General features: G+C 62.7%; 7 protein-coding genes and 1 pseudogene. 3 read left to right on the plus strand and 5 right to left on the minus strand.

Annotated elements, in window-relative coordinates; genetic code table 11:
* Window positions 1-709: 709 nt before the first annotated feature.
* The gene (locus KK483_RS35110) at window positions 710-1,354 is read left to right on the plus strand and encodes a TetR/AcrR family transcriptional regulator (RefSeq protein WP_262009254.1); all 645 of its coding nucleotides are present in this window, start codon (window positions 710-712) and stop codon (window positions 1,352-1,354) included.
* A 358-nt stretch (window positions 1,355-1,712) separates the two neighbouring features.
* Window positions 1,713-2,000: a hypothetical protein gene (locus KK483_RS35115; RefSeq protein WP_262009255.1), complete on the plus strand. Its 288-nt coding sequence runs from the start codon at window positions 1,713-1,715 to the stop codon at window positions 1,998-2,000.
* Window positions 2,001-2,005: 5 nt separating this feature from the next.
* Here the strand turns inward: KK483_RS35115 and KK483_RS35120 are convergent, their stop codons facing one another.
* From KK483_RS35120 to KK483_RS35130, 3 genes are all read right to left on the minus strand, one after another.
* Entirely contained in the window at window positions 2,006-5,896 is a 3,891-nt protein-coding gene (locus tag KK483_RS35120) for a hypothetical protein (RefSeq protein WP_262009256.1), read from the minus strand.
* Between the two features lie 209 nt (window positions 5,897-6,105).
* On the minus strand, window positions 6,106-8,439 hold the full coding sequence (locus tag KK483_RS35125) for a hypothetical protein (RefSeq protein ID WP_262009257.1): 2,334 nt from the start codon (window positions 8,437-8,439) through the stop codon (window positions 6,106-6,108).
* Window positions 8,436-11,027 carry a DUF6603 domain-containing protein gene (locus KK483_RS35130; protein ID WP_262009258.1) on the minus strand — a complete coding sequence of 864 codons (2,592 nt, stop codon included), beginning with the start codon at window positions 11,025-11,027 and terminating at the stop codon, window positions 8,436-8,438. Before KK483_RS35130 ends, KK483_RS35125 begins: the two co-directional genes overlap by 4 nt.
* 222 nt (window positions 11,028-11,249) lie before the next feature.
* On the opposite strand from KK483_RS35130, the pseudogene KK483_RS35135 reads away from it, so the two are divergent.
* Window positions 11,250-11,712, plus strand: a pseudogene (locus KK483_RS35135) (transposase); the annotation flags it as partial.
* A gap of 562 nt (window positions 11,713-12,274) precedes the next feature.
* On the opposite strand, the gene KK483_RS35140 reads toward KK483_RS35135, so the two are convergent.
* Both KK483_RS35140 and KK483_RS35145 read right to left on the minus strand, forming a co-directional pair.
* Window positions 12,275-14,365, minus strand: a complete 2,091-nt coding sequence (locus KK483_RS35140) for a hypothetical protein (protein WP_262009259.1) — start codon at window positions 14,363-14,365, stop codon at window positions 12,275-12,277.
* 566 nt (window positions 14,366-14,931) lie between these two features.
* Complete coding sequence (locus KK483_RS35145; RefSeq protein ID WP_262009260.1) at window positions 14,932-15,285, minus strand: hypothetical protein; 354 nt, start codon at window positions 15,283-15,285, stop codon at window positions 14,932-14,934.
* Between the last annotated feature and the right edge of the window lie 106 nt (window positions 15,286-15,391).

The following is a 15,391-nucleotide window of genomic DNA, read 5'->3' on the forward strand; positions in this document are numbered from 1 at the left end:
CTGAACACAGCGGCCGGCCCCGGGTTCGGGGCGCCGTGGCCTGTGCGCTCACCGGCCTGACGGTGCGCCACTGGCCAGGACCGGCGCTGCGCCCGAGGCAGCTGGCGAGGGCGTCAGCGCCGCCGGTTCGCCGATCGCCGCCGTGCACCACCGGGTAAAGCCGCCCTGCGAGCCGCGGCTTCGCTGCCGGCCCGGCGCCGGCCGAAACGCCGATCCCACCGCTCGACAGAACCGAATCGTTTCAGCGAACAGGCCCGCCACCCGGCGCACATGGCCCCGCATCCACCGACCGCCCCGCCCTCGGCCTCACGGCCACGAAACGCGCCGTGGAACGGGACCAGAACCCCGGACCCGTACGGCTTCACGCCCTGGACGTCACCGCCGACGGCGACGTCCGCGCCCCATAAGCCCTCGAAGACATCGCGCCGCTCCCGGACCAGGACGGTGGAGCCGGTGCACGCGGCGACCGGGAGCATCCGGCTCTCGCCGAAGAGCGCGCGGTCACGCTCCAACTCGGCCCGGCTCAGGGGAGCCTGGCCTCCGGCACGGCGAGCCGCGGCCGGGGCGGACTTCGAAGACGTGGGCACGCTGGACCCCTGATTCGACTTTGACTGACCATTCAATCAGGCCCGTGCACGCTAAGGGCTTTCCGCGGCGGCCGCAAGCCCCGTGCGCTCCACCGCGCCCCCGGCTGGGCCACAATGTGCCGATGACCACGCACACAGCCGCCGCAGCAGACGACGGCGCGTACGCGGCCGACACCCCGCAGCGGCGGATTCTGGCCGCCGCGGCCGCTGTGCTGATCGAGCGCGGGTTCCCCGACACACGGGTGGCCGACGTCGCCAAACACGCCGGGGTGAGCGCCGGCCTGGTCATGTACTACTTCACGTCCCGCGACCAACTGCTCACCAAAGCACGGCGGTTCGCCGAGGACGTCTTCTACGACGACGCCCGCCGCCGCCTCGACGCCCTCGGCCACCCCGGCCGCCGCCTGGCCGAGCTGATCCACCTGGCCTTCGCGCCCGAGAACGGACTGCCCGTGCCGAGCTCCTGGCTTCTCTGGTTCGACCTGTGGCAACAGGCCATCCGCCACCCGCAGTTGCGCGCCGAACGCGAGGAACTCGACCGCCGCTGGCGGGACACCATCGCCGACATCGTCCGCGAAGGGCAGGCCGCCGGGTACTTCCGGCCGGTCGACGCCGACGAATTCGCCGTCATGCTCTCCGCGATGTCCGACGGCCTCGCCGTCGGACTGACCCTCAAGGACACCGGCATCGGCCACGAACGAGCCACGGCACTGTGCATGCGACTGTGCGCGCACGAACTGGGCGCCGGCTGGCTCGGCGAAGCCTGAGCATCGACGCGGATCGGGTACCTGGCGATGCAGTCGTCGGGGCCCCCGACGCAGTCCCGGCACGCAGGACCCGGGGCTCACCGAACTGGACATAGCCATTCCGGCCCCGGACCGGGAAGGGGCGGTCCTTGCGTCCGGCGGCCGGTCGGCGGACGCGGATCTCGGTGCCGTCGATGATGCCGGTCCTCCCGGTCGCGCCGAGATGTCCGCCGACTTCGGCCAGGGTCCGCTGTCGCACGCCAGGGGCTGATGGCGCACCCCCGCCCGGCGAGCAGGGGCCGCACTTCGCCGATGGCTCCGGTGATGGTCGGGCGGTCGACGCCGAACCAGCAGGGCCAGCAACGTCATGAGCGGCCCCGTGACGGAGATGGACCAGGGGCGGCCAGCAGCCGGCCGACGAACACCAGCCGGCACTTTGTGCACCGGCGCCCACGGCCCGCCTCCGCTGCCGAAGGGCGAGCCTGGCCTGGTGGTGCTCGTGCCACAACGGGCCTACCTCGGCGACAGGTTCAGCGATCACATCGACCATCAGGCCCGTGATCCGCCGGTTGCTGATGATCGCTGTACGAGTCGCGTTCCCCACCACACGACCATGATCAACGATGAAGAGCTCGACGCCTCACCGCCAACCATGCACATCCCTTGACGGTTTTACAGTTCCTCCTCGGGGCTGAGGCATAGGTAACCGGTTTGAGCGTAGGCCGCAGCAGTGGGGGCTTCGTCAGTGGGCTGTGGGGGGGCGAGGGGGTGGCGGGTCCAGCTGGCGTCGGGGTGAGGTTGGGCCCATTGCCACGTATCGGTTTCGGCGGTGAGGGCTGGTACGGGCATGAGAATGGGGCTCGAGTCCTCGGTGGAGAAGGGCGTGGGAGTGAGGAGAGGGCCGAGAGGGAGTGCGGGCCGGATGCTGGAGAGGGCGCGGTCAATGGTTTCGGGCGGCAGGGTGAGGGAGGCGACGGGGAGGATGTCGGTGGTGGCGTGGACGCTGTTATGAGGGCAGGTGAGAAGAGTGACGTATGTGTCTTTCCTTTGACTGTCGGGTTGTGTTGAGTCCTGCAGGGTGAGGGTGATGTCGTCCGGTGTGGCTTGTTGCGTGTAGTTGGTGGGGTCGCTTCCGGACGCGGCGGGGTGTGGGGTGTGGAGTTTGGTGAAGTCGCGGGTCATGTCGTCGGTGGTGAGGTAGTAGCCGATAAGCCCGTCGGTGTAGAGGCTGCTGTCTCCCAGGAGAACGGGCCAGGGCGTGGTGTCAGGGACGGAGTCGTTTGCGAGGCCGCTGAGCGTGGGGGAAGGCAGAGGAGGGCCGTCGAGCTCGAGGCGCAGGCGTGCGGTGGCCAGGGCGCAGGGGCGGCCGATGAGGAGGGCCAGGGTATTGCCGGCGGCTCCGTGGAGGGACGGGGGGGCGATGTGGGTGAGGTTCTGCTGGAGGGCAGAGAGGAGGGCAGGGAGGGCGCCGGTACCGTCCCCCACCGGGTCCTTGAGAAGAGGCACGAGAAAGTCGTACAGGACGGGGTGATGTTGCTTGAATCCGGTGTCCTGCGGGTTGGTGTAACGGGAGCCAGGTAGAGGACGTGCGGTAGCGGGACCGTTACCGATGCAGTGCAGGTCGAAAAGGGGCTCGCCTTGGGGGGTGTAGCACAAGATGGCGTCACGCTGTCCGAGGCGTGTCGCCATGAGCCATCCATGGACGGGGTTGGCATCGGCCGGATCGGGGAGGTCCGGGACCGGGATGAGCTGCGAGGAACCGGTGGTGGGGCTGAGGTAGTCGAAGTTCAGGCGTGCGCCCTGGTGGAGACGAGGACGAAGGTCGATGAGCGCGGTGGCGGCGATGTCGTCATGCTCGTCGTTGTCGAGGTGCGTGTAGCTGCGGGTGTCGATTGTGCCCGAGTGCTCGACGAAGAGCGGGGGAGCGACCAGCACGAGGTCTTCGGAGAGGTCCAGGAAACGTCCGTAGCTGTCATGAATGGTGAGACTGGTGAGGCGCATCTGGGCAGAACGTGTGGCAGGAAAGGAGTCGTCGCCACGGGCATGGAGATCGTCGTCGTAAGTGGCCGAGTTCTCGATGCTGGCGAGGGGGAGATGAGGCACCCGGGCACAGAGGACTTTGGGGTCGGGAGTGGCGAACCAGTGCTCGGGCAGTGTGGTCGGAGTCTTGGGGATGTAGGTGAGGTCGTCTGGCTGGTCGGGAGGGAGGTTCGCGCTGCGAACCGGGAGGAAGATGTCAGGTTTTCTGCCTGCTAAGGCCTCGTTGACGCCGCACAAGGTTGCGGAAAGCAGATCCCAGCTGTTGTTGGCGATGTCCTGATTGAGGCCGTCGTATGCATCTTTGGCCTCTGGTTCCTGCGTGAGCTCTGCAGCGTGCTTGAGCCGGTAGCGGGTGTGCCCCTCGAGGATCGGCAGGATGTAGGAGTACCCTCTCGCGATTGTCCGCACCTGATCTTGCTCTATTTTTCTTTCAGCGGCGCTTGAGCTGTAGCTCTTGTGGAAGTATTCGGTGAGCCTGTACGGCCGGTAAGGATTTTCTATCGGGTTCTCGTGAGTGAGGACGTATTGCTCGGTGGGGGATTTTCCATCACCCTCTATCGTATTTGGATACAAGTCGGCCTGCCATTCCAGATGAGCCGGCCTCCAGGGCTGACGCCACCAGCGTACATAAGGGTCATGAGGCGCCACCTTGTTGAAGGACTCATTTTTTCCGCTTCCTCTCCCTTCCATTTTATTGATGTCTTTGTTTCCGATGCCGCTGATGACAGCCTTGATCAGATCGTTGAATTCAGTCAGCAGGGTAGGGAGCGCCGCCTCGGCGGGAGTAGAGAGGAGGCTGTGGTCCGTGAGGGAGGCCGGAAGGGAGATGGCGGTGGAGGTCGGCGTGCCGCTGAGGGCGCGTACGGGCAGCAGCCCCGCGAGATATCCGTCGGCTTGCGCCGACCGCTTCCGGTCTTGCGCGTTGGCCACCGTGATTACAGGATTGCCGACTTGCCGGAAAGGAGGCAGGGGGGTGGGCGTCAGGATTCGCTGAGGCGGATCTACCCCTTCCAACTTCCGTCGGAGACTGGTGGCCTTGAGGCTGATTTCTTTCCCTATGAGAGCACGTCGGCCGGCAGCATCCTTGAGGCGGGCGCTGATTTTCTTAATGGCGGCCGTGTCAACTTCGTCGGGAGCTTGGGGGAATTCTTCCCCCAATCCGAAGTAGCTGGGGCTGGATATCCACCAAGCCCCTTTGAGACGGGCGACGAGGTCATTCACCTGCCGGTCTGCCCTGTCGTATCTGTCCTGCGCCCTGTTGAGTGAGGTCAGTTCCTGGATTTCCCCTGCGGTGAGCTGGGCAATGGGCTTCTTGGCGTCGGGAGCAGGGGCGAGGAGCCAACGCTGGCCACCGGGGGCGGAAGTGAAGGTTGAATCGTGGCGAGAATACTCGAATGCGTAGAGAGGGTCTGTTTCTTCGGTATGGTCAGGGAGGCTGGGCCTTGTGGGGGGACTCAGGAGGTTAGACAGAAACGCCTCAAAGAGCAGTGTTTCCTCAGGGGGAATGGACGTATCCTGGAGTAGAACGTTGCACGATTCGATCGGGGACTGGCCTACTGCTATGGAGATTCCCTGTGCTGCGGGTTGGCCGTCGAGCCCGAACTGTTGAGGTGAGGTGAGGTTAGGCGGGGTGTATTGGCTGGGAACCAGATCTTCTTTCCATGGGACACCCAGGACGGTGCCGGCGTACACGGTTCCGGTGATGGAGAGAGCGTCCAGATTGGTATTGTCCGGAACCGACCAGCCAAATTGTTTTAGAACCTCGGATACATTTGCGGTATTCTGGTTTACAGGGTCGGCTCCGCGGTGAGAGTACCAGCCGATGACCAGGTAATTGATGGTGATCTCACGCTTGCTCTCGTCGCGCTCGTCCCGGGGGGAGCTGTCATGGAAAGAAAGCGTGTTCTGGTTGTGTGGCTGGCAAAAAGTGTAGCCGGGAAGACCCGTACTGTTGGCAGTCAGAAACTGCGGGTTGTCCACTCCTGACCAGTCGTGCGGCTCCTCGCTGACTTCTTCTTCATCCAGAGGGAAGACGGCTCCGTAGGCGATATTGTCGGGGTATGTGCCAGTTACCGCGTCCTCGTCGGTATTTCTCACCGGAAGAGGTGTCCCTGCTGCCTCGTCGTCTGAGTCATCCGCGGGTGTATCGCTGCGGATCAGCCAGAACTTCCAAGACGGCTCGGAGCCCGTATTGTTCGTGGGGATGCTGTGACGGACGACCAGCCATCGGTTCGGGAGTAAGGGGAACACGCCCGGGTCGGGCGCGGAGAGGTTAGGCTGGGCCATGTCGTGGTCGCTGCTTGCCGCGGTGTACACATGGCCGGGCCGACCGGTGCGCAGAGCGGTCGGGGCATCCCAATGGAGAAAAATGCCTTTGGGCTCGTCCGAGCTCGCCTCGCCGGGTTCAGCCGGACCGTGATTGAGAAGTGCGGAGAAATCAGGGCGTTTTTTTCGCACCTCCTCGACAGTTTTGTCGTTGACGAGCAGAGCCTCGGCGATAATGGGAACGATAAGCGGGCTCATGTTTACATACCCTTCTTTATGCTTTTCCCTGGTCGTGTGTTACGGAGATATTTTCACCTTCAGCTTTTACACGTGAGGGTGGGAGGCTGCGGCGACGTGGCTCATCGGTGTGGGCAAGCCGCGTCTCCTCCACCTCAAGCTGCTGGTCGCCCTGTGCAAGCCGCTTTGACGGCCCGGATCACGGGCCTTGTTCAGGCTGCCCCCGGCCCTCATCTGGTCAGCGCACCGAGGTTGGAAAAGTCCATGGTGAGGGTGGTGGGTGGGTTGAGCATTTGGAAGGCGAAAGTGGCTGGGGTGACCTTGGGTTCTTTCGGCATGTCCTTGATGAGATTGGTAATGTTGACGGTTTCGGGGTGTCGACCGTCTGTTGGTGAAGTGAGGTAGTTGGTGATTGTTAGTTTGCTGCCACTCGCCGTGCCGTAGATGTCTCGTAGAGTCTTTCCCCATCGACTTCCATCGCAGCCGAATTCGAGGGCGTGTGGTGGCTCTCTGAGCGTGAGGCTTTTGGGAGTTTCGTTGAAGATGAGGAGGACTGTTTCCGGGCCGAGCTGCCGGTGGGTGATGAGTTTGGCGCTTCCTCCGACCGTGAAGATACCGAGGCCGTTTGCATCGTGGGTGTCGTAGACGTTGAGGGGCCAGCTGCGGATGATGCGGGAACGGATGAGCACGCCACAGGCGGGTGCGGGGTCGACGGACGTGAAGATGACTTCTTTGACGGTAGGGGTAAGGGCGTGGTCCAGGGCGGTGTGGGCGCCGATGGTGAGCATGCCGTCGGCGAAGGCACTGAGCCAGTGCTGGTCGATGGAGAAAAAGCGGATGCTATCGGGGGGGAGTACTGCTTCGGCGTGGGGGAGTAGATACCAGGTGGGTACGAGGGCCAGCATGGCTGTGGGATTCCACTCCCATTCCGATGCCCCGGTCTCTTCTGTTGCATACGCCTCGTGCCAGGCCTGGGTTTTGCTGTTGGGAGTGGTGGCGGAGGAGAACTGGCGTCGGAGTGCTGTGGCGAGCGTGCCTGGGACGTGTTCCTGGCTGAGGACGCTGAAAGCATGGTCGTGCAGGGCCCGGCGGTGGGGCGCTGGCCTGGGAGGCATGGTCCCTGCCGCGAGGTGGGGTGTTCTCCCTTCGCGCAGGACGTTGGTGATGTCATCTCCCAGGCCTCGCCTCATGTACGTGTCGAAGGCTGCGCGCAGGGAGGCCGGTTCCGTCATCTGAGTGAGTGTCTCGGTAGTGAGATCTGCCTCGTAGAGTTGGCCGGCGGCGGGGGAAAGAGTGGCTGCGGCGAAGGTCATCAAGGTCTTGACGCCTGCGTGTCTGAGGATGAAGAGCTGGTCGCACAGGTCACGGTGAGAGAGGACGAGTTGGGCTCCGATGGTCCAGGCGGAGGCCAGGCTGATATCGAACATGCCGTCGGCGGAGCTGTAGATGAGTGCTTCGTCGGCGCAGCTGAAGGGCCGGTGGGCGGAGGGCGGGGCCGGCGGGGGTGGCCATGGTCCCAGGGCTCCGCGGTACCAGGAGACCGTCTTTTCCCCTGTGGCCACGATGTGGGAGATGGGGACGTAGCCGGCGTTCAGCCGCTGGGTCACTTCCTTGGCGGCTTGCTGTTGTGCGCTCGTGCTTCCGGAGGGCAACGCGGAAGAGGGAGCGAACCGGAGGCGGTTGAGGCTGTGCAGGCTGTCCTCGGCCATGTTCTCCAGTGCCTCGGTGAAGCTTTCGTCGTCGACGATCGAGGTGAATGACCAGGACCACAGCGACAGCAGGCGCACCGTGCGGCCTTTGGATGCGAGGTCCGTCTCCGTGAGGTGGTCCTCGTGGCCCAGGAGCGATACAAGGTGGGCGGTGTAGCGGCAGGGGCTGTCCGGCAGGTTCGCCCCGCCGGGCAGAGTACGGGGGAATCGATTGGCGATGACCTCGCTGCAGGCTGGCCAATGCGGTGTCATGCCTCCTTCATTGAGGGGGGTTGGCTCTTGCCGGCGAACGTGGGCGAGGTAGGGCAGCGTGCTTTGGGGGTCGGCAGGCAGGAGCCGCCGGAAGGCCTGGACGCTGAGGTCGATGGTGGTGCATGTGGCTTGTTCGGGTGGGGTGCCGGCACCCTTGTCGGGCAGGAGCACGCCGTCCGGAGGGGAGGCCGGGGCGATCAGCTCACGTGCCTGGCCGGTCTGGATGTCCGTTGGACTGCTCTCGCCTTCCGCGAGCACGAGCAGGGCCAGGGCGGGCACCTCCGTCCACTTCGGGTCCGCGATGGTGCGGGTCCATGGCAGATAGGGGTCCCGTAGCGAGATGTAGGGCAGGAGATGGCCGCATGGTGTCGAGGAGTCGGGCGCTGGAGAGCAGGCTTGGACATCCTCGGGGGTCAGGCTGTATCGCAGGGCTCCGACGGTGAATTGCTGTTTGCCGGATTGAAAGTTCCATTCGAATGAAGGCGAGCCGGTGTTCTTGACGGTCTGCTCGACGTTGATGGAATAGGTGCCGGTCTCCATAGGCGGTAACCAGGCATCGTAGACTTCGAAGCCACCGCCTGACGAGTCGGGTTCTGTGGTCATGACCTTCCTTCCAGAAGCAGGGGCACGGCGTCCATAAAGGCGGACGGGTCGTGCCTGAAGGTGCTCAAGTCGCCGATCGGATCGGGATCGCTCGGGTCGGGATCGAATCCAGGAATGTCGGCCTTGGAGAGCAGCAGGTCCAGTGCGCTCGCCCGGACCGAGTCCGTGGCATCCAGACCGGTCTTCAATGCCTGCATCGTGCCCGAAGGCAGCCGTGTGCCGTCCTGCAGGCACGAGAAGTTCTTCGACGCCGTCTCGTTCGCGAACTTGATAGAAGTACTCACTCTTGACCATGCCTCCGCCGAGATGAGGATCGGAGGCGTGCGGCGGGGGGAAGGAGGTTTGAGGACGATGCCACTGACATAGCCCTCGACCAGCTCAGCCTTGTCTGCTTTGGGCCACTGCCACAGGGCGCTGGGAACCCCCTTGTTGTCCGGCTTTGCGACCCATACGTCGGACGGAGCGGTCTCTTCATTCGCGGCAGCCCATTGCACCTCCACGGCGGCGGATTGGGACCCTTCCTGCTGGACCGTGATCGTCATGGCGGATGTTGCCTCGGCGGTCTGCAGGGGGCGGATGCACAGGTTCTCCTTCTGCGGTGCCTGAGCCGTCTCCGGATCGACGCCATTGACGCTGATGCTGGTCAGCGGAACAGCAGTGGAGACCGACAACGCCATCGACTCCAGGGTGAACGCCCACGCGGGCGCGAGGGAGGGCTGGGAGTCGGGCTGGGCTGAAGGCAGCAGTCCCTGCACCGGCACGACGCTGAGGACCTTCTCGTTCTTCTCGTCGGCCTGGGTATAGGTCTGGGCACCCGGCGGCTTGCCGCCGGGAAGCAGCCGTTCCCGGAACTCGGCTGGGGTCAGCGGGGCAGGGGCCTTCAGGCCGGCCCCGAAGTCCACGTCGACCGAGTACCCCAGGATGTCCACGTGTGCATGCCCACCCACGGGCGGGCCCCATATCCGTCCACTCACGCCAACGTGCCCGCTGAAAATCCAAACGGATGCGTGCACACTCGCACCCCAGTCGACGTCGAAATGCAGCGGATCCCACTCGATGAGTGCATCTGCATAGGCGTTGCAGTCGATGTTGAGAGGCCCAAGTTTGGCGTGGAGGCTCGCGTCGAACCCTGCCATGAAGGCGTGCGGGGTCAGCGCGGCATAGCATTTGCCCCAGATGTGAATGTTATTGGCGACGTGCCAGTCGAATCCCAGGCGCTTGGGAACGGGGTAGTGGGAGGGGACAGAGAAACGCGGGTGGTAGCCGCCCACACTGACCACGAAATCCCCGGAGTGACCACTCCCACCGAACCACACGCGCACCGCCGCCCCGCCGGACAGCGTGCAGTTCCGGTCCACGACGAATGACCCGTCCGCGATCTGTGCGTCGATCTCCAGGACATCCTTGCTGCTGCGGTATTCCCCGCGTACGTCCACTGTCAGTTTGGCCCAGGGCGAGGCGGGGGCCTTGGGGAACTGCGCAGAAGCCTGCCCGTAAAGGCCCACGACCAGCTCGCGTCCCAACTGCAGAATCGCCACTGCGTTGACGTCCACCAGTTCATAGACCAGTGCCTCGAGCCCCGCCGCCAGCCAGATCGTACCCGGCTGGGGCGAAACCCAGGGGTCCGGGGACTGCAGTAGTTTGTCCAGCTGCCCCAGTGGCTCCGTGTCCGAAGCGCCCTCGTGGAGCATCTTGACGAACGGGAATTGCGAGACCTCATCGATCTTGGGGGTCCGTACCCGTGTGTGGTAACCGAACCCAGCCGCCAGCTTCTCCAGCCGGAACATGGGCGGCCCAACCGACTTCTTCGACAAATCCAGAATCCCGAAGATGAAAAGCGACGGATCGCCTGCCGTCTTTTTCCCGTAATACCCGAGGGCCGTTACACCGATCGCGGGCGTGGCAATGACGGCCGCACCGCCCACTGCAAGATCGTAGCCAGGCTTGTGCAGATTGAGAAACTCTCCGGCAATCGTCAGCGGAGGGTGGTTGAACTCCAGGCTCAGCCCGTCCAGATGGAACTTCGGATGCGCTGGATCCTTCAGCGGAACCTCCGCTCCCAGGCCTTTGGTGCCCAGCCGAATCCCTCCCGCCCCCACACTCGCATCCGCTAGCAGCAGCAAACTCCCCGACTTGTACCCCGCCCCCAATCGGCTCAGGTGCACCGAGCTCAGCGACCGATCGACGTCCCACCACTTCGTGGCTGCCTCATCCGAGGCTTCCGATGTGTCACCCGCGGCATAATACGAACCCAAGGTCTCTGGCAGAGCAGCCGCCGCGTTGCTGTGAAATGGCACATACAGCAGTCTGCTGGTGTCGCCGGCCGCCAAGTCCACCAGCAGAAATCCCCCCTGACCCAACTGTTCCGGCACCTTTATCTCACCCGCCAGATCCTGGATCTTCTGGATCTGCTTCGGATCAGTGACAGGGGAAGAGCTGTAACCGAGCTCGAGACTATTGAGCCCAATACCTTGCCCTGACGGAATGATCGAGTCCACCAGAGGTAGATGCAGCTGTATGTCTTTTAGGTCCAAACTACCCAGTAAAACCCACGTCCGGCCGGCGTTAGTCACCTGAGGATCACTCACAATGCCCTCCTTATGTAGAGGAATCTAGAACCGTAAAACCCGCGATGGGAAATCCATGATGCTACCTCGGGTCAAACAAGATGCGGATCTGTCAGGCTGCCCTTTGCAGGGCTCGCACGTTCACGGAGCCGGTCAGCGCGACGGATATGACCCGGATCAGCGGTGTAAGCCCTACCGAAGGGGCGTCCCATAACTGCCGGTCATGGGTGGGATGATCTCGCTGTGGCTGGTGCGATCATGCTGTCGGAGCCGTCCTTGACAGCCCTTCTCACCGGGTTTGAGCCCGCGCCGGTTCGGCAGACTGACCCCCTGCGCTGTGGCGTGCCGGGGTGCGGACCCGGGACGCAAGGACCGTGGGACCTGGGACCGGATCCTGCTGGTCGCCGCGCACAGGCGCACGAACGTCCCCCTGCGCCAACCGGCCCCGCTGTTCGCGGTGTCCAAGCCCGCGCCGCAGACCCCGCGACACACCATCGCCGAGCAGTCGGAGAACTACCGGTACTCCACCAGCCACCAGGTCGCGATCGACGCCGGCACTCGCTTGCTCGTCGTGGTCGGGCGGCCGGTCGCCGGCAATCGCAACGACGGCAAGGCATGGGATGAATCCAGTGCGAAAGAGGCCGTCGCCCACACCACGGTCATCGCGGACAGCGGCTACCGGGGCGCCGGCCGGGTCATCCTGCACACCCCCGAAACCTCATCCCCACCGGGTGACGAATCAGCGAGCAGGCCAGCAAGCACGCCCGTGGTCATTCGCGGGACAGCCCCTACCCACCGCGACCTCCTCGGGTGGTAAGTACTTCCCGTCACCACCATCGGTGTTGGGGCTGAGCTGTGAGGTCTGCCAGGACCGTGATCTCCAGCTGCCGGCAGGCAGTGACGACCACGCGGCTGCGGGCGGGGCTGATGTTCACGGTCCCGCCGGGGCGCGCTGGTGAGTGGACGGGCGTTGGGCCTTGCCGGGGCGGTCGCTCGTGGCGTGGCCTGTCTGGCCGAACTCATCGACGGTGCGGCTGTGAGAGTGTGCCTCGGCCTGGCGAAGGCGCAGAGCCCAGGCGAGGGCGGGCGATGAGGGCGACGAGCGGGATCACACTGCGCACGTCGGGTGGGCGCATCCTCGCTGACGACCAAAACCGAAGCACCCGTATCCCCTATCAACAGCCTACGTAAAAGAGCTCACTCAGGCTGGGGCCTCCCCTGATACGGGCTGGCGCCATCACTCGATCGGAGGCAAGGCAAGAGGAATATCAATCATCCGGGTTGGTCTGGAGTTCCCCGTTTGCGAAGATTCCGTCCTTGGTCAGAAAAAGATTCTTGAAACCAAGGCGGGTTCTCAGCAGTACGAGTTCTGTCCCCTCTTCCCAAGACAGCGGTTGACCTTTGACCGTGATCTTACTGTCCGACACGTCGATGTCCCCGTCTTTCAGCTCAAATCGGTCACCTGAGATCACGCCCAGCGGGTTGGCTTTCCCTGGTTCCGACACCGAAGCTTTCTCAAATCCGCCGAATATCCAGGGGTTGGTGAAATCCTTATTGCATTCGAAGTAGTAACTAACCCCGGCATATCTGGTTCCGTATATGCTTTTCAGGGGTACTTTACTTACCTTTGTTGAACCATCCTGGGGTGAAACTTTAGCGGCGTATACACGGCTCGCTCCAGGTACGCCGACAGAAAGTACCACGTCGTCGTTTCTAGGGATCTCGATTTCCACATTCGTCATGGACCCGTCTCCCCTTACGGCCCCGTTGTCGTCAAAAACCTCACCTTCCGATTCCGATTTCATATGCCACTCATAGGCGACTTTGCTCAAGTCGCACTTCGTAGGCATTTTTGATTTGATGGGGAGGAACTGCGGCAGGGAAAGCTCACGGATGTCTTCGTCCACCGTCGCCGTTTCCCTTATGTAGTCAACGTCCGAGGGCGAGCCGCCGAGGAATACCATACTGGCTCTTCTCTTGCTCGACAGCCACACCGCCCTTCCGACGACGCAAGAGAGATGGTCGTACCAGCGGAAATTGGTCTGCACTGCACAATAGTCATTGAACCGACCCCTATAATCCGAGGAGATCCGGATCAAATTCGCCTCATGAAGCTCTTTGGTCACATATTCCCGAGGTTCGGTTTTAATTTCGTCGAACACCCCACCGTCGAAGTAGAAGGGGAGTTCTTTTGCCATGGAGAACTTGTCGTAGGGCGGGGTGTTACTGGGAGGCATGGTGGTGGGTTCAGGGCCGGTCCAGGTGATGGTGGCCTTGGCGAGCTTTGTCCAGTCATCGACGGTGACCAATGAGGAGGACGTGATGGTGATGGTGCTTCCCTTGGGGGTGAAGATGGTGAAGGGGGTGTTCGTGCTTCCTTTATGGAAGGTCAGGCCTTGCCCATTGTTCGGAGTCACGATCTTTATGGTGTTGGGGGTGGGGCTGCCGCCGATTGTGGGAGGGAAGACGCCGAGGAGGCGTCTGTAGGTGGTGAGGTTGATTGTGTAGTAGCCGTCTGCCTCGGCGGTGAGGGTCAGGGGCTCGTTGAGCCAGTATTCTTGGGTGTGGACGATGTTTTCGGTGACGGTGAGATTGTGGGTGACGGTGAGATTGCTGAACTGGTAGTCGGCGCCCGCTACTTCGAGTGACAGCGACTTTCCCTCTGCGCTTGTGGCGTTCAGGTTGAATGTGGTGTCCTCGGTGAGGGTGAGGGCGTTGGGAATTCCGTTTTCGGGATAGGAACGCTGGGTGGAGGGGAGCTCCTTTGTCCCTAATGGTCCACCTGACAGGGTGAGGCGGCTTTCCGTGATATCGGTGGCATTCCAGTCGAGATGGATCGGGTGGTTCTTGACGTATTTTGTCTGAGTGGTGGCCATCTGGCCGGTTGCCGTGAAGCTCTTGATCCGTGGTTTGCCATCGCTCTGCTGCTTTTCGACAGTCACGGACTGGTGTGTGCCGTCACTGAGTTTTGCCGTAATGGTGGCGGTTCCCGGGGCGTCGTTCATGTTGACGTCTGAGAGGGTGAGGAGCAGGCGGTCTGTTTTGTGCCCGTCGCGAGCTTTGAGTGTGACCTCATACGCATTGGACTTGATGTTACTGGTTGCTTTCCACCAGGGGCTGTTGTCCACGGGATTGTTGTCGCTGCCAACCGTAAACTCGATATACCCACAGTCTTTCGCGCTGACCAGATCAGTCGCGGTGGATCCTACGGGCAGAGAGACGATCACCTCGTTGACGGAGCGGTTGCGGAGGGCGAAATCGAAGTTGAGAGTGACCTTTTTCGTCGTGGCAGTGATATCGCCTTTAGGAGGCAGTGAGGAGACCCAGAACCATTTGTCATCGTTTGGCGTGGTGTTCATGAGCTGTTTCCAACCTTCGTTCTCACAGGAGAGGGAGCGGCCATGGAGGACACTCGATATGCGCCGGCTGAGCGATCTGTCTGCACGTACCGAGTCGACTTGGAACTGGCAAGAGGATCATGCGTGGAACTCTGAACCGTCCCCGACAGATGAGGCTGTACGGGCAGGAAGCGAATGCCTGGTGGAGTTCGGTGCGGGTGGCGTCCCCACCGGACAGCGATGCTTTGAACTGATGGAGCAGAGCGAAGATCTGCCCGACTCAACGATTCAGCGGCGGTGCCGGCCGGCGATGTGGAATGACACGTCTGCCGCAGATCAGACGGAACCGGGGCAGGGCCCAGCCGCGGCCTGTCGACCGAACGAACGCACACCGGGTTCACTCACACCTTCCTCTGTCGAAGAGAATGAAGAGGTGTTCGCCGGGTGTGCGCAGCCAGGCACGGCCCCGGTCGCCCAGGGTCGTGATCTCTCCGTCGGCGGGTACAGGCTATGGCCGTTCGGTGAGGGGCGTTGTCTCCCCGCCGCGCGATGGCCTGACAGTCGCCGCGCGCATGCCGATCCGGGATCTACTGATAGGTAACTGTGCCGGTAACCGTGACATTATCGAACGTGCGGTCCCCGTTGCTGATCAAGACGGTGTAGGGCACGGCCTCGCGGTCCGTTTTGGTGGCTGCGATAAGGAGGAAAGTAGTGGTTTCCTGGATTCCCGCAACAGTGATCTTGCTGGGATAGTCGGCTGGTTTCACTGTTTCGAGAGAATAGTCGAACATGGAGCCGGATGCGCCTATGAGTGAAAGTTTCGTCAGGGCTGTATTGTTGGCGAGTTTCCACTCAAGGGTGAAAGTGTCCTGCGTTTCCGCCTCGACGATTTTGCCAGTATTTTTCGTGGCATAGAAATCTGTAATGATTTTGTTGGCCATGAGGGATTCCTTGCGATTCCTGAGCAGGGAAAGACTGAAAGAATGGGGGCTGTGAGCAGGTCGCGGCGATTGCTCTCACCCTCGGGTGCCGGACCGGCCGTGGGTC

This window comes from Streptomyces sp. FIT100 (genome assembly GCF_024584805.1).
Lineage (GTDB): Bacteria > Actinomycetota > Actinomycetes > Streptomycetales > Streptomycetaceae > Streptomyces.